At 47.8% G+C, this 21,523-nt stretch carries 14 protein-coding genes and 3 pseudogenes; 10 read left to right on the top strand and 7 right to left on the bottom strand.

What is annotated here, in order from left to right:
• Nucleotides 1-7 precede the first annotated feature (7 nt).
• The 8 genes and pseudogenes from JCM12259_RS13855 (at nucleotide 8) to JCM12259_RS04645 (ending at nucleotide 10,735) form a co-directional block, all read left to right on the top strand.
• Nucleotides 8-2,292 (top strand): annotated as a pseudogene (locus JCM12259_RS13855) (GH92 family glycosyl hydrolase).
• Between the two features lie 66 nt (nucleotides 2,293-2,358).
• Nucleotides 2,359-3,572 (top strand): annotated as a pseudogene (locus tag JCM12259_RS13860) (MFS transporter).
• A 10-nt stretch (nucleotides 3,573-3,582) separates the two neighbouring features.
• Nucleotides 3,583-4,581, top strand: coding sequence for a glycoside hydrolase family 130 protein (locus JCM12259_RS04620; RefSeq protein ID WP_025065587.1), 999 nt, complete (start codon nucleotides 3,583-3,585; stop codon nucleotides 4,579-4,581).
• 290 nt (nucleotides 4,582-4,871) lie between these two features.
• Complete coding sequence (gene rpoN, locus JCM12259_RS04625; protein WP_025065588.1) at nucleotides 4,872-6,368, top strand: RNA polymerase factor sigma-54; 1,497 nt, start codon at nucleotides 4,872-4,874, stop codon at nucleotides 6,366-6,368.
• A gap of 1 nt (nucleotide 6,369) precedes the next feature.
• Nucleotides 6,370-6,978: pseudogene (locus JCM12259_RS13865) on the top strand (hypothetical protein).
• A 265-nt stretch (nucleotides 6,979-7,243) separates the two neighbouring features.
• Nucleotides 7,244-7,750 carry a 5-(carboxyamino)imidazole ribonucleotide mutase gene (gene purE / locus JCM12259_RS04635; RefSeq protein ID WP_025065589.1) on the top strand — a complete coding sequence of 169 codons (507 nt, stop codon included), beginning with the start codon at nucleotides 7,244-7,246 and terminating at the stop codon, nucleotides 7,748-7,750.
• Nucleotides 7,751-7,852: 102 nt separating this feature from the next.
• Nucleotides 7,853-8,713, top strand: a complete 861-nt coding sequence (locus JCM12259_RS04640; protein WP_025065590.1) for a virulence RhuM family protein — start codon at nucleotides 7,853-7,855, stop codon at nucleotides 8,711-8,713.
• A 51-nt stretch (nucleotides 8,714-8,764) separates the two neighbouring features.
• Nucleotides 8,765-10,735 (top strand): 4-hydroxy-3-methylbut-2-en-1-yl diphosphate synthase, encoded by a 1,971-nt coding sequence (locus tag JCM12259_RS04645; RefSeq protein ID WP_025065591.1) that lies wholly within the window; start codon nucleotides 8,765-8,767, stop codon nucleotides 10,733-10,735.
• Between the two features lie 200 nt (nucleotides 10,736-10,935).
• On the opposite strand, the gene JCM12259_RS04650 is transcribed toward JCM12259_RS04645, so the two are convergent.
• Complete coding sequence (locus JCM12259_RS04650) at nucleotides 10,936-11,778, bottom strand: carboxylesterase family protein (protein WP_025065592.1); 843 nt, start codon at nucleotides 11,776-11,778, stop codon at nucleotides 10,936-10,938.
• Between the two features lie 349 nt (nucleotides 11,779-12,127).
• On the opposite strand from JCM12259_RS04650, the gene JCM12259_RS13870 reads away from it, so the two are divergent.
• The gene (locus tag JCM12259_RS13870) at nucleotides 12,128-13,864 is read left to right on the top strand and encodes a family 20 glycosylhydrolase (protein ID WP_159105371.1); all 1,737 of its coding nucleotides are present in this window, start codon (nucleotides 12,128-12,130) and stop codon (nucleotides 13,862-13,864) included.
• 14 nt (nucleotides 13,865-13,878) lie between these two features.
• Nucleotides 13,879-14,178: a hypothetical protein gene (locus JCM12259_RS16475; protein WP_051559157.1), complete on the top strand. Its 300-nt coding sequence runs from the start codon at nucleotides 13,879-13,881 to the stop codon at nucleotides 14,176-14,178.
• A 408-nt stretch (nucleotides 14,179-14,586) separates the two neighbouring features.
• Here the strand turns inward: JCM12259_RS16475 and JCM12259_RS04660 are convergent, their stop codons facing one another.
• The 6 genes from JCM12259_RS04660 to JCM12259_RS04685 all read right to left on the bottom strand — a co-directional run bounded on the left by JCM12259_RS04660 (nucleotide 14,587) and on the right by JCM12259_RS04685 (nucleotide 21,454).
• Nucleotides 14,587-15,075, bottom strand: a complete 489-nt coding sequence (locus JCM12259_RS04660; RefSeq protein WP_025065593.1) for a PG0215 family putative anti-sigma factor — start codon at nucleotides 15,073-15,075, stop codon at nucleotides 14,587-14,589.
• Nucleotides 15,065-15,580, bottom strand: a complete 516-nt coding sequence (locus JCM12259_RS04665; RefSeq protein WP_021584164.1) for a GFO_1088 family ECF-type sigma factor — start codon at nucleotides 15,578-15,580, stop codon at nucleotides 15,065-15,067. Before JCM12259_RS04665 ends, JCM12259_RS04660 begins: the two co-directional genes overlap by 11 nt.
• 137 nt (nucleotides 15,581-15,717) lie before the next feature.
• Nucleotides 15,718-17,610 carry a biosynthetic arginine decarboxylase gene (gene speA, locus JCM12259_RS04670; protein WP_021584222.1) on the bottom strand — a complete coding sequence of 631 codons (1,893 nt, stop codon included), beginning with the start codon at nucleotides 17,608-17,610 and terminating at the stop codon, nucleotides 15,718-15,720.
• 9 nt (nucleotides 17,611-17,619) lie between these two features.
• Nucleotides 17,620-18,147, bottom strand: coding sequence for a shikimate kinase (locus tag JCM12259_RS04675; protein WP_025065594.1), 528 nt, complete (start codon nucleotides 18,145-18,147; stop codon nucleotides 17,620-17,622).
• Between the two features lie 3 nt (nucleotides 18,148-18,150).
• Nucleotides 18,151-20,481, bottom strand: a complete 2,331-nt coding sequence (gene topA / locus JCM12259_RS04680; RefSeq protein WP_025065595.1) for a type I DNA topoisomerase — start codon at nucleotides 20,479-20,481, stop codon at nucleotides 18,151-18,153.
• A gap of 448 nt (nucleotides 20,482-20,929) precedes the next feature.
• Nucleotides 20,930-21,454, bottom strand: a complete 525-nt coding sequence (locus JCM12259_RS04685; protein WP_025065596.1) for an NUDIX hydrolase — start codon at nucleotides 21,452-21,454, stop codon at nucleotides 20,930-20,932.
• Nucleotides 21,455-21,523 lie beyond the last annotated feature (69 nt).

Genomic DNA, 21,523 nt, shown 5'->3' on the forward strand with positions numbered 1-21,523 from the left:
TCGACAAATGAGAACGCATTCGAAATGGTTGTTATTACTCGCCTTGTCGCTGTTTGTCGGAGCGACACGCGCAACGGATTTCGTAGACTATGCGAGTCCGCTTGTGGGCACGGCGTCTTCTTACGAACTGTCGGCGGGCAACACTTATCCCGTTATTGCGATGCCGTGGGGGATGAATTTCTGGACACCGCAGACCGGAAAGATGGGCGACGGATGGGTATATCGCTATACGGATCATAAGATTCGGGGATTTAAACAGACGCATCAGCCGAGTCCGTGGATTAATGATTACGGACAGTTTTCATTGATGCCGATGACCGGCAGAGCCGTATTCGATGAGGATAAACGGGCCAGCTGGTTCTCGCATAAGGCCGAAACGGTGGCTCCTTATTATTATAAGGTATACTTGGCAGACTATGATGTGACCACGGAAATTGCTCCGACGGAACGCGCGGCGATGTTTCGCATCACTTATCCCGATACCGACAGTGCTTTTGTCGTTATCGATGCGTTTGATAAAGAGTCGTATGTCAAGGTAGAACCTGAGGCTCATCGCATTGTGGGTTATACCACCCGAAACAGTGGCGGAGTGCCTAAGAATTTCCGAAACTATTTTGTTGTGGAATTCATTAGCGGCTTTTCGCATTGTGATTTGGTATTGAATGGCCGCCGACTGACGGATCTTCGCACAGCGAAAAGCCATCACTCTGGAGCCATTGTAAGTTTTTCGGCTTGCAAAGGGGCTCCCGTGGTTCTGCGGGTGGCTTCTTCTTTCATCAGTGAAGAGCAGGCTTTGCGCAATCTCGAAGAGTTGGGCAGCGACGATTTCGATACGGTCAAAGAGAAAGGGAAGCGTCGGTGGAACGACGTTTTGAGTCGCATCGAGGTGCAAGACACCGATGTTGACCGTCTGCGTACATTCTATTCGTGCCTTTATCGGTCGCTCTTATTCCCGCGTCAGTTGGCGGAATACGATGCTGATGGTCGTCCTTGGCATTACAGTCCATACAATGGGCAGGTGCTTCCAGGCCTGATGTACACCGATACGGGCTTCTGGGACACGTTCAGGAGCCTCTTTCCGTTGCTTAATCTGCTGTATCCCGAGGTGAGCAAACGTGTACAAGAGGGACTCGTTAACGCTTATCAAGAGAGTGGTTTCTTGCCCGAATGGGCCAGTCCGGGGCATCGCGACTGTATGGTTGGCAACAATTCGGCCTCTGTTGTGGCCGATGCTTACCTCAAAGGCGTGCGTATCGGCAACATCGATACATTGTGGCAGGCCGTTGTTCACGGTGCTAACGCGGTACATCCCACGGTTTCTTCCACCGGTCGGCAGGGCTTTCAGTATTACAACCGACTTGGATTCGTGCCTTATGATGTGAAAATCAATGAGAGCGTAGCGCGTACTTTGGAATACGCTTACGATGACTGGTGTATCTATCAGTTAGGGAAAGCGTTGGGAAAGAGTGCTCGTGAGATCGGTGTTTACCGCCGTCGGGCTCTTAATTATCGAAAAGTATTTGACCGAGAGACCTCTCTGATGCGCGGGAAAAACAAGAATGGACGCTTTCAACAACCGTTCAATCCACTGAAATGGGGCGACGCTTTCACCGAGGGTAACAGTTGGCATTACACGTGGTCGGTGTTTCACGACCCGCAAGGTCTTATTGATTTGATGGGTGGACGTGCCCGATTCAATGCGATGATGGACTCCGTTTTCCGCCTTCCACCTGTTTTTGACGACAGCTATTACGGTCAAGTGATTCATGAAATACGCGAGATGCAGGTGATGAATATGGGTAATTATGCCCACGGCAACCAGCCCATTCAGCATCAGATTTATCTATATGATTGGTCGGGACAGCCTGGAAGACCCAGTTTTGGGTGCGCGAGGTAATGAACCGACTGTATTCGGCCGCGCCAGATGGTTATTGCGGCGACGAAGATAACGGTCAGACATCGGCTTGGTACGTGTTTTCGGCCTTGGGATTCTATCCCGTTTGTCCCGCCACTGACCAATATGCGATCGGCGCTCCGCTGTTTCGGCGTGCCTTGTTGCATCTCACTGACGGGCGGACTGTCACCCTTTCGGCTCCTGCCAACAGCGACTCCTGTCGTTATATCGGGGCTATCAGTATTGACGGAAAGTCCTATACGAAGACCTATTTCACGCATGACGAACTGTTGCAAGGCCCTATAATTAGTTTCGATATGCGTTCGCAGCCCGTTAAAACGTGGGGAACGGGTGCAGGAGATGTCCCTTATTCGTTCACAAATTACAACTATCGATAAATGAAACAATTCTCAACAACCCGTCGGGTGAGCCCTATTGCGTGGGTGCCCACGCTCTATTTTGCAATGGGTATGCCCTTTGTGGTGCTTAATATGGTGTGCTCGCTGATGTACAAAGGCCTTAATGTATCCGACACCGAGATAACATTCTGGACGGGACTCATTATGTTTCCGTGGACGTTGAAGCCCCTTTGGAGTCCGTTTTTGGAAATGTACCGTACCAAAAAGTTCTTTGTCGTCCTTACACAGATGCTCACCGGTGTGATGTTTGCATTGTTGGCATTCTCTCTTCATTTGCTTCATTCTTCCCGATCACGGTCGGCATTCTTGCAGTTATCGCTTTGAGTGGGGCTACACACGACATTGCTGCCGACGGAACATATATGTCTGCGCTCACTACTGATGAGCAATCGAAGTGGATCGGATGGCAAGGCGCCTTTTATAATATCGCAAAGATCGTAGCTACGGGCGGCTTGGTATATCTTGCCGGAGTGTTTATTGATCGCTTCGGCGTGGTTAATTCGTGGACGATCATAATGCTGATTATCGGTATTATAATGCTCGTTTTGGGCTGTTATCACTTCTTTATCCTGCCGGGCGGAGGTAAACAGCTGGCCGAAAACAGGTCGCTGAAAGAGTCATTATATGAGCTTTGGACCGTGTTTGTGGATTTCTTCCAGAAGAAACACATTGTCTATTACCTCTTTTTCATCATTCTTTATCGCTTTGCCGAGGGCTTCGTAATGAAGATTGTGCCGCTATTTCTTAAAGCACCGAGGGCAGATCAGGGGCTTGGTTTGGGCGAACGGGAGATAGGTTTGTGTTACGGAACGTTCGGAGCGGCTGCTTTTGTCATCGGATCGATACTTGCCGGCTATTACATTGCACATCGCGGACTGCGCAAATCGCTGTTTTCATTGGCCTTGGTATTCAACTTACCTTTCGTGGCTTACACCCTTCTGGCTTTTTACCAGCCGCAAAGTCTGTGGCTGATAGGCAGCGGAATCGTCCTCGAATACTTCGGTTACGGATTCGGTTTCGTAGGTTTGACGCTCTTTATGATGCAGCAAATCGCGCCGGGAAAGCATCAGATGTCTCACTATGCATTTGCTTCGGGCATTATGAACCTTGGAGTTATGCTGCCGGGAATGCTCAGCGGTGCGGTGAGCGACGCTTTGGGCTATCGCCATTTCTTTGTATTCGTGCTCTTCTGCACCATTCCCGCCCTCCTCATCACGTGGTTCGTACCTTTCACTTACGACGAGAATAACAAACAATAAATCATTCATAATGAATCATCTAACAATTCAAGGTCAGCCGCTTCCGCAAATGCCGTGGGAAGATCGGCCGTCAGACAGCAATGCGGTGATGTGGCGTTGCAGTGCCAATCCTATTATTCCACGGGATCTTTTACCTACATCCAACAGTATTTTCAACAGTGCCGTCGTACCGTTCGGTACCGGTTATGCCGGCGTTTTCCGTTGCGACGACACCAACCGACGGATGGTGCTGCACGCAGGATTTAGTGATGACGGTGTGAATTGGCGCATCAACGAAGCCCCTTTACGCTTTGAATGCGATGATCCGGAAGTCGGTCAGTGGGTCTATGGCTATGATCCGCGGGTCTGTTTCATTGAAGATCGCTACTATGTAACGTGGTGTAATGGTTATTTCGGCCCTACCATAGGCGTGGCTTACACGTTCGACTTCAAGACTTTCTATCAAGTTGAGAACGCATTCTTGCCTTACAACCGCAATGGAGTACTCTTCCCGCGGAAGATTAATGGGCATTTTGCAATGCTTTCACGCCCCAGCGACACCGGACATACGCCTTTCGGAGATATCTTTTACAGTCAATCGCCCGACTTAGAGTATTGGGGACGCCATCGACACGTGATGTCCCCGGCTGCCTTTGAACAAAGTGCGTGGCAGTGTATGAAGATTGGTGCAGGGCCGATTCCTATCGAAACGTCCGAGGGTTGGCTGCTGTTCTATCACGGTGTGTTGCGTTCTTGCAACGGATATGTATACAGTTTCGGATCGGCTTTGCTTGATTTGGAACAGCCGTGGAAGCCTATTTACCGGTCGGGACCTTATTTAATAAGTCCCCAAAAACCGTATGAATGTATGGGAGATGTGCCTAATGTCTGTTTCCCTTGCGCCGAATTACACGACCCCGAGACCGGTCGCGTGGCCGTATATTATGGTTGTGCCGACACGGTTACAGGCTTAGCATTCGGTTATATACCCGAAATCATCGAGTTTACAAGGAAGACCAGCATCATATAAAGGATTAATTCACAATGTAGGATGCATACTGTCATAATTTGGCAGTATAAAGGTATGTTCGCACCACTTTGTCGGCGGGCATACCTTTGGTTTTTTACGACGTTGCGAAAAGCATCTGATTGGCGTGCAACTAACGGTTAGTTGGCACGCGATTAACGCTTAGTCGGACGATGAAAAACATCATTTTGCAACCTGGGTTTTATCCCATCGAAAAATCATATCTTTTGTTTTGCAGTCTCTTTGATTTGCACTAACTTTGCAAGCAACAAACAACGACGTTACCAATCATCATGGCGCAGAGACTCGTACAGATGCAAACGCAGAAGCTCGCACAGCAACAGCGACTCTCACAACAGCAAATGCTGCAAGTGAGACTGCTCGAAATGCCGCTCACCGAACTGGAAGAGAGTGTCAATGCAGAGCTTGACGACAATCCGGCCATGGAAAACGGCGATGCCGACGATGCTCTGAATGACAACCGCGAAGAACAAGATGAGGAGCGCGAAGACGAGAGTTTCGACGAGAAAACAGAGCGAGAAGAGCGCGAGTCGGCCTTAGACGAAGCTTTGGGAGGTATCGGTCGGGACGACGAAATGCCCCAATCGTCGGCGTCTTACAATGATCCGAATGCCGACTATGAAGAGATTGTCTACGGAGACATCACTTCTTTCTATGACAAATTGAAAGAACAGATGGGCGAAGTGAACCTAACAGCCCGGCAACGGGATGTGATGGAATATCTCATTGGTTCTCTCGACAACGATGGTTTGCTGCGCAAAGATCTCGATTCGATCTGTGATGAATTAGCCATTTATCACAGTTTGGATGTCACGCAAGGTGAAGTGGAAGACGTGTTGCATATCTTGCAGTCGTTCGATCCTGCCGGTATAGGCGCCCGGAATTTGCAAGAGTGCTTGCTGTTGCAGATCGATCGCCGTCCGGCAAGTACTGTCCGCGATTTGGCACGACGCGTAATTGCAGAGTGTTTCGATGCCTTTACTAAGAATCATTGGGATAAAATACAGGCGCAATTGGGACTCACCGACTCGCAGGTGACGGCTGTTCAAAATGAGATCAGACGTTTGAATCCGAAGCCTGGAGCCTCACTCGGCGAGACCGAAGGGCGAAACATCCAGCAAATAACGCCCGATTTCATCGTTGATACGAATGATGACGGCACTGTTTCATTCTCACTCAATCGCGGAATGATACCCGATTTGAAGGTTTCACCGGCTTTCAGCGAGATGGTTGATGCCTATAAGAATAACAAGGAGAATCTGAATCGTGAGGAAAAAGCTGCTTGGCTCTATGCAAAAGAGAAAATGGAGCGCGCACAAGGATTCATTGAAGCAATCAAACAACGACGTCGCACGTTGCAAGTAACGATGAAAGCCATCATCGATTGGCAGCTTCGATTCTTCCAAGAAGGTGATGAAGCCGATCTGAAACCGATGATTCTCAAAGATATTGCAGACCAAACGGGACTCGACATATCGACAATCTCGCGCGTAAGCAATGTAAAGTATGCACAGACTAAATGGGGAACGTTCCCGCTGCGATTCTTTTTCAGCGACGGTTATACGACCGATGACGGCGAGGAAATGTCGACTCGTAAGATCAAAATAGCTCTTCGTATGCTCATCGAGCGTGAAAATAAACAACGACCGATGAGCGATGACCTGATCAAAGACGCTTTGGCCGAGCAGGGTTATCCCATAGCCAGGCGCACAGTGGCTAAATATCGCGAGCAGTTAGGCATCCCCGTGGCCCGCTTACGCAAGCAATAAGATGAAAGAAAAGGATATTATTCAGACTGCGCGAGTGATGAGTATGGTCTTCACTCCGTTTTATTTGCCGCTGGTGGGACTCATTGCGCTGTTCACTTTCAGTTATATGGCGATGATGCCGTGGCGTTATAAACTGCTGATTCTCGCTTTGGTGTATGTCTTTACGATACTGTTGCCCACGGTGTTGATACACGTTTACCGTCGCTATCAGGGTTGGACGCTCATCGAATTGGGTGCCAAGGAGCGACGATGGTACCTTATATTCTCTCTATTCTGTGTTATTTCAGTTGCTATTATCTGATGAACGTGTTGCATTTCCCGCACTTTATGTCGCGCATCTTGATGGCGGCACTGCTCATTCAGGTGATTTGCGCGTTGATCAATGTGTGGTGGAAGATCTCAACTCACACCGCAGCGATCGGCGGAGTAGCCGGAGGCTGATGGCATTTGCTTTATTTTCGATTTCAATCCTGTGTGGTGGCTCAGTCTTGTGTTTATCATTGCCGGACTGTTAGGCACGAGTCGCATCATTCTGCGCCAACATTCGCTGCTCCAAGTGTGTGCAGGCTTCGGCGTGGGAGTTGTTACTGGATTTTGGGTTATACTCTGATTCCCACTCGTTTCTCATGTGAGCGGGTGACGATTAGAAATTGATTTGAAAGCCATTGCTGTGAAAAGGGACGACGAAAAAGCGTTAATCGCAGTGCGAAAAGCCGTTAATCGCAGCACAATTTACCGTTAATGGCAAGCCAAAAGACCGTTGGTTGGGGAGTAAGAAGAATTGTTTGGAAAATCAGAAAAATATAAACACGACTCGCACTGACCATTTTCTTCCAAGTGAGAGGGGCGGAGTGAGCCAGCCATAAGATATGAAGATGAAACCATTAGTTAGTATTATTATGGGCAGTACCAGCGATTTGCCCGTGATGGAAAAGGCTTGTCAGTTTCTGAACGACATGCAAATTCCGTTTGAAGTCAATGCACTCTCGGCTCATCGCACGCCCGATGCGGTGGAATCATTTGCTAAAGGGGCAGCCGATCGCGGTATTCGGGTGATCATTGCAGGTGCAGGTATGGCGGCAGCATTGCCTGGTGTCATCGCGGCTTCAACCACTTTGCCTGTTATCGGCGTACCGATTAAAGGGATGCTTGATGGTCTTGACGCAATGCTCAGCATCATTCAGATGCCTCCGGGCATACCCGTTGCAACTGTGGGAGTCAACGGATCGATGAACGCTGCTATCCTTGCAGCCGAGATGTTGGCATTGACCGATCCGCAGATTGCCCAGAAAATGACAGCATATAAGACCGGTTTAGGAGCCAAAATAGAGAAAGCTAACCGAGAATTGGCCGAAGTCAAGTATGAGTTTAAGACCAATTGAATAAATATTTTATCCCAACTTTCTCTTGTAGATAGGATCAAAAACTTTCTGCTTTCATCAAAAATCTAAATAGATTATTATTGAGGAGTCTCATCAAAAAATATGGAAGAATATACAAACGATAACAATGAGATTATCCTTTATCAGTCAGAAGATACTGTAAAGATTAATGTACGAATAGCGGATGATACTGTTTGGCTGACTCAGGCACAACTTGTCGAGTTGTTCCAATCCAGTAAAGCTAATATCAGTGAGCATATTAAGAGTATCTATCAGCAGCAGGAGTTAGATTCGTCAGCAACTGTTCGGAAATTCCGAACAGTTCGTTATGAGGGTAAACGGCAGATATCTCGTGATCTTGTGCACTATAATTTAGATACAATTATCTCAATTGGTTATCGAGTCAATACTAAACGAGGTATTCATTTCAGACAATGGGCGACACAAGTATTGAAAGACCATTTGCTCAAAGGTTATTCTGTCAACCATCGTCTAAGCCAATTAGAAAATCGAATGGACCGCAACGAAGAACAAATTGCATTCTTTGTGCGGACCGCTTTACCACCAGTTGAAGGCGTGTTTTATGATGGACAAGTCTTTGATGCCTATGTTTTTGCTTCTAATCTTGTCCGATCAGCCCAGCATAGCATTGTTTTAATTGATAACTATATAGATGAATCGGTGCTAACTATCTTAGCAAAACGCCGTGAAAATATAGCTATCACACTCTTTACAGCAGCTAATTCTCCCTTATTTCACTTGGATTTAAATCGTTATCAGACACAATATGGCCCAACGAAGCTATGTCGATGCAAAACAGTTCATGATAGATTTCTCATCATTGATAACGTTGTCTATCATTTAGGAGCATCTTTAAAAGACTTAGGTAAGAAATTATTCGCTTTTTCAAAGATGGAGATTCCGGCCCAAACAATTTTGAGTCATATTTCGATAACTGATTAATGAATCAAGTAAGAATAGTATTTCAAGAATGATTTTTTATAAAACCAAGATATGATTGACCTTTTCAATTACCGTCGTCGCACGTCATCTGTGGCTCAAGTGGGGGCTGTGGGGATCGGCGGAGACAATCCGATACGAGTGCAGTCGATGACAACCACCGACACGAATGATACGGATGGCAGCGTGGCACAGGCCGAACGAATCATTAAGGCAGGTGGAGAACTCATACGTCTGACCACACAGGGCGTGCGGGAAGCCGAGAATCTGCGCGCGATCAACGCCAAATTGCGCGGCAATGGCTATGATACGCCACTCGTTGCAGATGTTCATTTCAACCCGAAAGTGGCTGATGTGGCTGCGCTTTACGCCGAAAAGGTGCGCATTAATCCTGGAAACTACGTAGATCCGGCCCGTACTTTCAAGCGATTGACTTATACCGATGAGGAGTATGCACAGGAGTTGAAGAAGATTGAAGCCCGATTCATACCTTTTCTCAACATCTGTAAGGAGCAGCATACAGCCATTCGGATCGGCGTGAATCACGGTTCGCTCTCGGATCGAATACGTAATCGTTACGGCGATACGCCCGAAGGAATCGTCGAAAGTTGCTTAGAGTTTCTGCGAATCTGCAAGAACGAGCATTTCAAAGATGTGGTAATCTCCATCAAGTCATCCAATACCGTGGTGATGGTCAGGTCTATGCGCTTGCTCGTCGACGCAATGGAGCGCGAAGATATGCACTATCCGCTTCACTTGGGAGTGACTGAAGCCGGTGAGGGTGAGGACGGACGGATTAAGAGTGCGGTAGGAATCGGAGCACTGTTAGCCGATGGAATCGGCGATACCATCCGCGTTTCGCTCAGCGAAGAGCCCGAAGACGAAATTCCCGTAGCCCGTCATCTGGCTGAGTATATCATAAAACAAAAGTCTGATCATCTATTGGTGCCGGGCCGACAGGCCGACAGTTTCGATTATCTTAGGCCTCAACGGCGGAAGACGAAACCTGTAAACGGAATCGGTGGAACGAATGTTCCTGTGGTGATCAGTACGCAACGAGGGGGGAGCTCCGCTTCTCCCAAAGGCGGGAAGACCGCTAATGAGAGGGAAAGAGAGGTCGAGTTGATCGTGAACGGCGGTAAAAAAGAACTCAATCCCGACTATATCTACGTCGGTCAAGAGCTTTCCGGGCGTCTTGATCCGTCTCAACGGTATATCGTTGACTACAATGTCTATCCCCAGTTGATAAAAAACACTCCCTTTCCTACGGTAGAGGGAGCGGGAGAGCAGCTTCTTCCGTTGCGGGAAAGGCTCTTCCCCATCTTTCCGCACAATGCCATTCCGTTTATCAGTCTGATCGATTCGCCTCTCAAATTTCTTGTGTTGCAGTTCGGAGCAACCAGTGATGAGTATCTGGCTTGCCTGCGGCACCATCCCGAAGTGGTTGTAATCTGTATGAGTAACCATAAGAATCGCTTGGGCGAACAGCGTGCTTTGGTACACGAATTGATGCAAAACGGCATTACCAATCCTGTTGTTTTTGCACAGATGTATCGCCATTCGACGGCCGAGAAAGGCGATTTTCAACTCGAAGCGGCCGCTGATATGGGGGCGTTAATGATTGACGGACTCACTGACGGGGTGTGGCTGATGAACGACGGAGATATTCCTCGGCACGAGATCGACGCTACGGCATTCGGTATTTTACAGGCTGCCCGCTTGCGAACGAGCAAGACCGAGTATATCAGTTGCCCTGGATGCGGCCGTACGTTATATGACTTGCGTACCACAATAGCCCGTATCAGGAAAGCCACCGAGGGTATGAAAGGTCTTAAAATAGGCATTATGGGCTGTATTGTCAACGGTCCCGGTGAGATGGCCGATGCCGATTATGGTTACGTCGGAGCCGGTCCCGGCAAGGTTTCGTTATATCGTGGGCAGATGTGTGTTGAACATAACATCCCCGAAAAGGATGCTGTGGAACATCTGTTGGCACTTATCCATGCCGATCAACAGGTGCGTTAACCTGTGAAGTTGATAGCTGATCATTGACCGTTGATCGTTTAGCCGTTTCCAACCAAGTGTTAGTGAGCTTGCCAAAGAGTGTCTTTCGCAAGTTCATTAACGCTTTTTCATTGTCTCATTAACCGTTAATGAGAAAGCAAGTCAATGCATTGATGCGTTGAAGAGTTAACACATCAACGCATCAATGCGATCTTTAATTCTTACTGGATTGTGATCGTCTGATCATAAACGACTTCCGGATCGGGCGCATTGGGATTCATATCATTGTATGCAGAAGAAAGATCAGACCGGTCGATGTCCGTCTTTCGATTTACAGGTCGTTTCCAATCGCGGAGCGAATGGGTGAAAAGCCAATCGTAAGTCTTTTTCATATAAAGGATGCGAGCAAGTGCGCCGTGTGACGCTCGGGGCAACCAGTCGAACCGTAAGCGGCTGTCTAAATGCTTGCGTTGCAGTTCCTCCACCACCGTTTGCGATTGGTGGATAGGTACGGCGCGGTCTGCCGTACCGTGAATAATCCACAAAGGTAGTCGGCCCAATCCCTCTTTGTTCTTCAATGTGCATCCTCCGCACAGTGCCATAGCCGCCGCCACCTTGTCGGGATAGGTCCCGGCGAAGTCCATTGTGCCGTAACCGCCGAGGCTCATCCCTACGACATAGACCCGTGTTGAGTCCATTGCGTAGTGGCGTTTGGCCCATTCGAGCACATCATTGATTTTCTTCGGGTTCCACGCTCCACCCGGATTCTGTGGCACTAAGACCAAAGCCTTGATCTCACGACCACGTACGATGGCGTCCAAAGGGCCGTAACGGCGCACTCGATTGAGGTCGCGCCCACAAAGACTTTGCCCGTGCAGGAAGATAATTACGGGTGTGCGCTCTAATGAGTAATAATAATCCAGGGGCGTATAAACCCAAAAGTTGTAGCCGCCGGGGATAGAATCTTTCACCGGTCGGATAAAATCATATTGTGCACGAGCGGCCATCAACGTCAGCAACAGCGTGCAAACGAGGAGCATTCGCTTAACCGATATTTTCTTCATAGATGCTTCCTGATTGATTGTTTCAACGCAAATGTACGAATTTACGACGTGAACAATCTCTGATTTGATGTTTATTAACCACAATTCGACATGCTTCAGAATGAGCATGCAGAGGTTGATCGGTTGACGAACGAACGAGTGAACGAGTTGGGCAAGTAGATAAAACCGACGTGTGAAAAGCAAACCCAAATCACCTGTTAATAGAGTTGATGAATAGCCAAATGTCAATTGGAATTACTATCTTTGCAGTCAACTATAACAACCAATGATCATAAGCAAACCTTTTCTTATATTTTCATGTTGCCAACAGCATGATTTGCGAAAGCGCTTCATCTATATTTGCATGGCAATGATGCTCTGTTTAGTTGAGCCGACACATGCTCGGAGCATTCATCTGTTGCCCATTCCACAACGGATAGAGCTGAAAGGAGCGGGAGAATATTTTGTCTTGGGACGGTCGGTGAGCGTTGTTGATCCAACGAATTGTGCGCTGTTGCAGGACTTTCTCAATGAAAACAAATGTGTGCAAGTGCGGAAAGCAAAACAACGAATCGTTATCCAACTTGTCGATTCCATCCCCGAGGCTTTTGATGAACCGTTGGCCGGCTATGAAAACGAGTCTTACGCCTTGTCGGTCACACCGAATGAGATTCGGATTCATGCCATTTCGGCTACGGGAGTGATCCGCGCCGTACAGACTTTACAGCAATTGGCCGAAGGATATGTGGCTACGACGGCAGTGGAATGTGGTGAGATTCGAGATTGGCCAGCGTTTAAACTGCGCGGATTCATGCATGATGCGGGTCGGTCTTTTATCCCAGTGAAAGAATTGAAACGTCAGATCCGACTGCTTTCGCGCTTTAAAGTGAATACGTTTCATTGGCATCTCACCGACAATCAAGCGTGGCGTTTCGAAGTGAAAGCCTTTCCTGAACTCACTTCTGCACGTTCGATGACCCGCCATCAGGGCTTGTTTTATAATCAAGAAGAGTGTCGCGAGTTGTCACAGTATGCTCATCGTTACGGCATCAGCATTATTCCCGAGATCGATATGCCCGGACACAGCGCTGCTTTCATGCGTGCAATGGGCTTTCCAATGCTTAGCGAACAAGGCATCGGCTGTTTGAAACAAGTGCTCAAAGAGTTGGCAGACGTCTTTCCTGATGCACCTTATATACATATAGGCGGTGATGAGGCCGATGATATGCCGCGCGGCTTCTTGCGCGAAATGATTGATTACGTGCACCAATTAGGTCGGCGAGCTGTTGTTTGGGTACCCACTCAGGGTGATTTTACTGGTGTTGACATGGTGCAACTATGGAGTTCGGCAGGTCATCTGGTGCCCGGTGTTCCCAATATCGACTGTCGTTATAACTATATCAACCATTTCGACACATTTGCCGACATCGTTGGTATCTATCGAAGCAATATTTATGGTTGGCCGAAAGGCTCGCAGGAGTTGGCCGGAGAGATCTCGGCTGTGTGGAACGATCACCGTTTGCATGGTGCGCGTGACATCCTTTTGCAAAACAATTTTTATGCAGCCGTTATTGCTTCTGCCACTCGTGCGTGGATGGGCGGCGGTCGACAGTATATCGAAGAGGGTGGTGTTACGTTGCCGAATGAAAGAGATGAACTGCGGGATTTCTGTGATTGGGAGAGGCGTTTCCTGTTTCATAAAGCCCATTCGTTGTGCGATGAACCTATCGCTTATGTGAAACAAACCGATGTCAGGTGGCGTATCACGGATCCGATACCTAACGGTGGCAAAGCGACAGCATTCTTCCGCCCGACACCTTGGGGCCGAGACCGATGTATATTGTCGCCGACAGCGTTTATAAGACACATCTCGCTACGGGCGCCGGCATCTATTTGCGACACACATGGGGCGCTACCGTACCGGCGTTTTATCCCGCCCGATACCTCAATCACACGGTTTATGCATGGACTTTTGTGTATTCTCCGCGAACGCAAAAGGCCGGGGCGCTCATCGAATTGCAGAATTACAGTCGGTCGGAACAGGATTGTGGTCCGCTGCCCGGTCATTGGGATCGCAAAGGTTCGCGTTTATGGATCAATGATGTAGAGATCATTCCGCCGGTGTGGAAGCATGTCGGGGTCCGCATCGATAATGAAACGCCACTCGAAGACGAGAACTTTGCGGGTCGGAAACCTGTCATTATTCATCTCAAAGAGGGTTGGAACAAGATCTTTTTCAAACTTCCTTACGTCCCTGTTGATGGTATTCGCCTCAACAAATGGATGTTTACCTTCGTTTTGACCGATGTTACTGGCCGCATAGCGCTGCATGGAATCGAATATATCCGACTGTTGAAGCGCCTTGATTTTAAGACTTCCATGTTGAGTTGGATCGTTGTCACCTCGCATGAAAGTATTTAGATCCAGCTCAGTTTCTTACTCCTCACTCCATGATTCACGGTTAGTTGCGTGCCAATTAATGCTTCGTCGCAACGCAACTAACTGTTACTCGGCGTGCAATTAATGGTGAATTAAAAGTGGTCTTGTTCTCAATTGAGGAACGACGGTTGAGGATGGCTCGTCCTTAAGCGGAAAAGATGGAAACGATTGTGATTCAGATGGGATGCGCTGCGCATTAAATTTGTCGTTTCTCCTCTCTTGGTGGAAGCGGTGTCGAGGGTAAAGCAGCAAAAGGGACCGCATTATTCCCGATGGAATAGCGGTCCCTTTACTACGTTAGTATGTTATGAAAAATTTGAGAGAAACGAGACTTCACAGCCTCAACTTTGTTTTACTAAACATTTATTTTATAGAGAAAGCATAGAAATTTCATTTTAACAGATTGGCGGCCGGCTGTGTCACAGGTTGCGAGAGATGCTGATGCAGCGTATCGATAACGGCAGAATCGCCCATTGCAACGGATGTTCCCCGATGCACTTTATCGTATGCCGCAGGCGTATTCACACGTGTACTGTCATCGTCTGAGAACGAAACCTGGGCCGCATTGCCCAACGTGAGGAAGATTGCAACCACTGCCGCTGCCTTGAAAAACGGTTTGAGCCGGTGCGTCATCGTGATAGTACGGGCCTTGACCGGTGCTGGTTCGTCGATCACAGACAGTACTCGCTCATCGAAGTCGTCGCTTAAAACGTCCGTCTCTTTGTTGAGTTGCCCGTAAGTGAACAACTCTCGGTAGCGTAAAAGCTCCGAAGGAACGGTCGATTGACTGAAAAACGTGCGCAGGATATCCTCTTCTGCAAGCGAGGTCTCGCACTTCCAGTAGCGATCTAACAGTTGTTTGATGTATTTATAGTCCATAATCGTCTAATTGTTTGAACTTGGTTTTGATGGCCTGACGCGCTCGAAAGATGTTGACTTTCACTTGTTCTTCGCTTATTTCGAGCACTTCGGCTATTTCCTTGTAGGCTTTTCCCTCGAAGTCTCGCAGCTGGATGCAACTCCGTTGTTTCTCGGGGAGAGCATCGATGAGTTGACGTATCAGTTCGACTCGGTCTCTTTGGCTTGTCGTCTCATAAGGATTTGCCGTACCGTCGGGCTGTTGTATCGTAGCATCTGCATCCAAAGAGTAATTTTGATTGTCCTGTTTGCGGAGCCGATCAAGCGACAAATTGCGGCAGATTGTCAGACAGAAAGCCTCTATTGAACCGATAGTCTCCCAACTGTCTCGCCTATTCCAGACTTTAATCAACGTGTCCTGAACGACATCTTCGGCCTCTGCGGCATTGAGAGTAATCCGCAGTGCCAGCCGATAAAGCTGGTTTTTCAACGGCAGAATGTCGTTACGGAAATTGATAGTCTTCATCTTCTCTCTGTTGAAATGACGAATGCGGGGGAGGAAAGTTACACGATCGGAAAGGGTTTTAATAAATATTTAGAATAAGAAACACTGCGATTGGGCCGGCGCATTCAATGTTTTCGGCGGCCCAATCACAACGTTTCTTATTCCAAATAGGTGTATCCGTAGAGTCCGGAACGATAATTCGAGAGGAATACTTTGCCCTCTTCAAGCGATATTTTACCCTGTTTGACACTCTTGGTCACCCATATTTCGAGTTGACGAACAAGTTTTTTAGGGTTGTATTGCACGTAATCGAGCACTTCTTCAACAGTTTCTCCATCGAAGATCTGGTCGATATGATAATGTCCGTCTTTAACGGATACATGCACAGCATTGGTATCTCCGAAGAGATTATGCATATCGCCGAGAATCTCTTGATATGCTCCGACCAAGAAAACACCTAAATAATAAGGCTCGTTTCGGCGCAAGTGATGCACGGGGAGCACGTGACCGATGTGGCGATTGGTAACGAAATTGGCAATCTTTCCATCGCTGTCACACGTGATGTCTTGCAGTGTTGCGTTGCGAGTAGGCCGCTCATCGAGGCGCTGTACGGGCATAATGGGAAACAACTGATCGATGGCCCAACTGTCGGGAAGGCTTTGGAAGAGCGAGAAATTGCAAAAGTACTTGTCGGCTAACAACTTATCCATACTCTTTAATTCATCGGGTACGTGCTTCAAAGACTTGGCCAGGCTGTTGATTTCACGACAAATGCTCCAATACATACTCTCGATCTCGGCGCGGGTCTTCAAATCTACCATCCCATGTGAGAACAAATCGAGCGCCTCTTCACGTATTTGCTCGGCATCGTGCCAGTCTTCCATCATCGAACGAGGGTTGAGTTTGCACCAGATATCATACAAATCACGCACCAACTGGTGGTCTTCGGCCGTGGCTTCGAACTCTTCGGGCATCTCTGGAAGCGATGCCGTCTCGAGCACATCGATAACTAACACGCTGTGATGAGCCACCAACGAACGTCCACTTTCAGTAATAATGTTGGGGTGGGAGATGTCATTCTTGTCGGCGGCATCAACAAACGTGTAGATGCAATCATTGACATACTCTTGTATCGAATAGTTAACAGAACTCTCACTATTCGACGAACGTGTGCCATCATAGTCTACTCCGAGTCCTCCTCCACAGTCAACGAAGTCGACATTATAGCCCATTTTGTGCAGTTGAACATAGAATTGGGCCGCTTCTCTCAATGCAGTCTGAATGCGACGAATCTTCGTTATCTGCGAGCCTATATGAAAGTGGATGAGTCGTAAGCAGTCATTCAGCCCCTTTTCGTTCAATAATTCGAGGGCTTGTAACAGTTCAGAGCTGGTCAATCCGAACTTACTTGCATCGCCACCGCTCTCTTCCCACTTACCGGAACCGCTCGAAGCGAGCTTGATTCGTATGCCTAAGTTAGGCTTAACATCAAGTTTCTTGGCCATTTTAGCGATGATTTCGAGTTCGTTTAGCTTCTCGACGACAATGAAGATACGCTTACCCATCTTCTGAGCGAGCAAAGCCAACTCGATATAAGATTGATCTTTGTAGCCGTTACACACAATAAGAGAGTCACTTTGACACTGAACCGCAATGACAGCGTGCAACTCCGGCTTGCTGCCTGCTTCCAAACCGAGATTGAATTTGCGGCCGTGCGAGATGATTTCTTCCACTACCGGCTGCATCTGATTCACCTTAATGGGATAGATAATGAAGTTTTCGCCTTTGTAATCGTATTCCTTTGCGGCTTTCTGAAAGCAGCTTGCAGTCTTCTCGATACGGCTGTCGAGAATGTCGGTAAAGCGCAGAAGCACAGGCGGAGTTACATCTCTGAGTGCCAACTCATCCATAACATCGCGCAGATCAATCTCTGTATTATCCTTACAAGGCGTGACATAGACATCTCCCTTATCGTTAATGCCGAAGTAAGAAGTTCCCCAACCGTTGATGTTATACAGTTCTTTGGAGTCTTCAATGGTCCATTTCTTCATTTCAAAAGTCTATATTTTAAGTAGTTCTCGCAGTTTCTGCACTGATATTTTAATCTTTTCGTAATTGTCCATAAGGTTTACATCCAATGTGTATTTGGCCTTGTTATAGTAAGTTTCGCGCTCAGCAAGTTGCCGACTTATGAAAGTTTGCACTTCGTTTTCGGTCTTATCGAGCAATAACGGACGAACAGTCTTCCCCATTTTCAGGTGTCCATGCAATATGTCCGGCGTAGCTTTGAGGTACACTGTATCGCCTTGCGCATTGAGATAAGCCATATTATCGAAGAAGCAAGGCGTCCCTCCACCACAGCTAATGACGATATTCTCAAACTCGGCAAGCTCGTGCAGCAGATTACGTTCAATCAAACGAAAGCCTGCTTCACCCTTTTCATCAAACAATTGCTTGACTGTCTTGTGCATTCTGCTTTCTATATACCAGTCGAGATCATAGAAAGAAAGCCCCAAATTATGTGCAAGCGCTCGGCCGACTGTGGTCTTTCCCGAACCCATATAGCCGATGATGATGATCCGTTGCATCCTTTATTTCTTCTTGGCAACAGCTTTTGCGGGTGCGGATTTGACGATTTCCATACACTGTTCATAGCTGAGTTCGGCCGCAGAGTCGTGGAGATTCTTCGGCATTCGATAATTTTTGCCGTCGTAAACGATGTAAGGCCCGTAGCGACCGTTCAACACTTCCAACTTCGGGTCTTGTTCAAAGGCTTTGATATGACGCTTTTTCTCCTGCTCACGCTTTTGATTTATCAAGTCGATTGCAGTCTCCAAACCCACCGTCATCGGGTCTTCTGTCTTGGGAAGCGATACATATTTCTTGTTGTGCAATACGTAAGGACCGAATCGTCCGGCACCAATCACCACGGCGCTGCCCTCAAATTCGCCAATGGTTCGGGGCAATTTAAACAACTCCAAAGCCTCATCAAGCGTAATGGTCTCCATACTTTTGTCTGCGGGCAACTGCGAGAAGCGCGGCTTGTCTTTATCTTCGGCCGTACCGATTTGTACAACCGGGCCGAAGCGACCTATCTTAACGAATACCGGTTTGCCCGAAACGGGATCCGTTCCCAGTTCTCGTTCGCCGGCCTTATGCTCCGAACGGGTTTTGATTACGTTATCTACCGTCGGCTCAAAATCCTTGTCGAAGGCTTTCATCATCTTCTTCCAGCCTTCCTTTCCTTCTGCAATACGGTCGAATTGCTGCTCTACTCGGGCCGTAAAATGATAGTCCATAATACCCGGAAAGTTGTTGATGAGAAAATCGTTGACTACGATCCCAATATCCGTTGGCAACAATTTGCCTTTCTCGTTGCCTGCGGTCTCTTTCCTGTTACGTGTCGTTATCTTGATGCCTTTCAGCGAATCGATGGTGTATTGGCGCTCTTCGCCCTTCTTATCACCCTTTTGTACATACTCGCGTTGCTGTATTGTGCTGATCGTCGGAGCGTAAGTAGACGGACGACCGATACCCAACTCCTCTAACTTATGCACCAAACTGGCCTCCGTATAGCGTGCAGGACCTTGGCTGAAACGCTCCGTCGAGATGATTTCATTGCGTTGCAACTCATCGCCTCGTTTCAAAACAGGCAGCAAATGGGTTGAGTCTTCCTGATTGTTAGCATCGTCATCGTCGGTCGATTCACGGTAAACTTTGAGGAATCCGTCGAAAACGATCATCTCACCCGTAGCTACAAACTTCTCGTTTGCACCGCTGACATCGATCGTTACGGTTGTTTTCTCGATCTGTGCATCGGTCATCTGGCTGGCTGCTGTGCGTTTCCAGATAAGGTCATAGAGGCGTTTCTCCTGCTGTGTGCCTTCTATCTGCGAATCGCTCATATACGTCGGACGAATCGCTTCGTGTGCTTCCTGCGCACCTTTTGAATGTGTTTGGAAATTACGCGGCTTGCTATACGCTTCGCCCCAGAGCTTAACAACTTCTTCTTTGGCCGCTCCTATGCAGAGTTTCGACAAATTCACGCTGTCCGTTCGCATATAAGTAATGCGCCCGTTTTCATAAAGTCGCTGTGCAACCATCATCGTCTGACTCACCGTAAATCCCAACTTACGAGCTGCTTCTTGCTGAAGCGTCGACGTTGTGAATGGAGGCGCAGGCGTACGCTTCAACGGTTTCTTAGTGATGGAGCCCACTTTGAAGGTCGAATCCTTACATTTCTCCAAGAAGTCGACAGCTTTCTGATGGGTCTTGAAACGTTTCTCAAGCTCAGCTTTTACTTCCGACGCGCTTCCGTCGGCGTGAATGACAGAGAAAATAGCATTCACTCGGTAATAAGGCTCACTCTTGAAAGCCTGTATTTCACGCTCGCGCTCCACGATTAAACGAACAGCCACACTCTGAACACGGCCTGCCGAGAGTGCGGGTTTCACCTTCCGCCACAGCACCGGAGACAGTTTGAAGCCCACCAAACGGTCCAATACGCGTCTGGCTTGCTGTGCATTGACCAGATCCATATTGATATGTCGAGGCTTTTCGATGGCTTCTAAGATGGCCGATTTCGTGATTTCGTGAAATACAATACGGCTTGTCTTCTCCTCATCCAAGCCCAACACCTCACACAGATGCCACGAGATGGCCTCTCCCTCACGGTCCTCATCGGATGCCAACCACACTTTCCGCGCAGCCTTTGCATTCTTTTTGAGTTCGCTCACCAGCTTTTTCTTCTCGTCGGGAATCTCGTATGTGGGCTCCAAAGTATTCTCATCGATACTCAACTCTTTCTTTTTCAAGTCGCGGATATGCCCATAACTGGACATCACCTTATAGTCTTTACCGAGAAATTTCTCTATGGTTTTAGCCTTGGCAGGGCTCTCTACGATGACTAAATTCTCTTGCATAATAGTTGTGTATAACTTTTATAGGGTGCAAAAGTAAGTAAAACTTTTACTTATACCTTATTATATAACGCATGTTTTTGCTCTTTTAACAATTCTCGAAATCATCAGTCTTATCGCAACTCGAATGTTACGGATCGACGATTGGGTAGATGGGAATGCGAAATTTGTATCAGGTTGAATTTCAACTCGATACAATTTCCTTTTCAATTGACCATTAAACGCGTTGCAAGTAACGGTTAGTGGCGTGCTGACTAATGGTTAATTGTCGTGCAAGTAACCGTTAGTCGGAACGCCACTGTCATATCATTCAACATGATTTGTATCCTTTCGTTTGGCTCTCTCAGGTTCACTCGGAAAGGGAAATATGTGGCTCGGGCAAAGTGCTAACAACCAACAATCGATCGATCAATGCTCGAGTTTCAGTTCTCAAGGGTTAATTCTCAATGAATCAAACTCTTTTCTGTTCGATAAACTCATACAAAGCCTGGCGCACGGAACGCAGACCGAACTGCTCAATACGAATCTCACGCAACGGAATCCACATACATTCGGCCGCGTCGTCCATAGCAACAGGCTCCTCGCCGGCTGTTACTTCGCATTCGAAAAACAAATCCATCGTAGGGATTTCCACACCGGAATAAAGGTAAACGTTAGGGCAACTCATCACGAAACGCTCGCTGACGACCTTTAACCCAGTCTCTTCGCGCACCTCACGACGCAGTCCCTGCACGATGTTTTCATCCACATCGCAGAACCCTCCGGGCAAATCGAGCATCCCCTTAGCCGGTTCTCGCTTGCGGCGTTCAACCAAAAGCTCGCCCCGCTCATTCATAATAAACGCGGCCGTAGCGGCACTGGGATTGACGAAATACTCGAATCCGCAACTCCGGCATAACTTACTTTTCTCACTGTTTGTCTCAAAATGCGAGCTCCCGCACGCCGGACAATACTTGAATCTCTCTAAAACATTCATCACTTTTAATCTTATTCGCCCGCGAAAAACGGTTATCGGCATTGATCGTAATAGTATTCCCCGCTTCGC

This window comes from Hoylesella enoeca JCM 12259 (assembly GCF_000613405.1).
Taxonomy (GTDB): Bacteria; Bacteroidota; Bacteroidia; order Bacteroidales; family Bacteroidaceae; genus Prevotella; species Prevotella enoeca.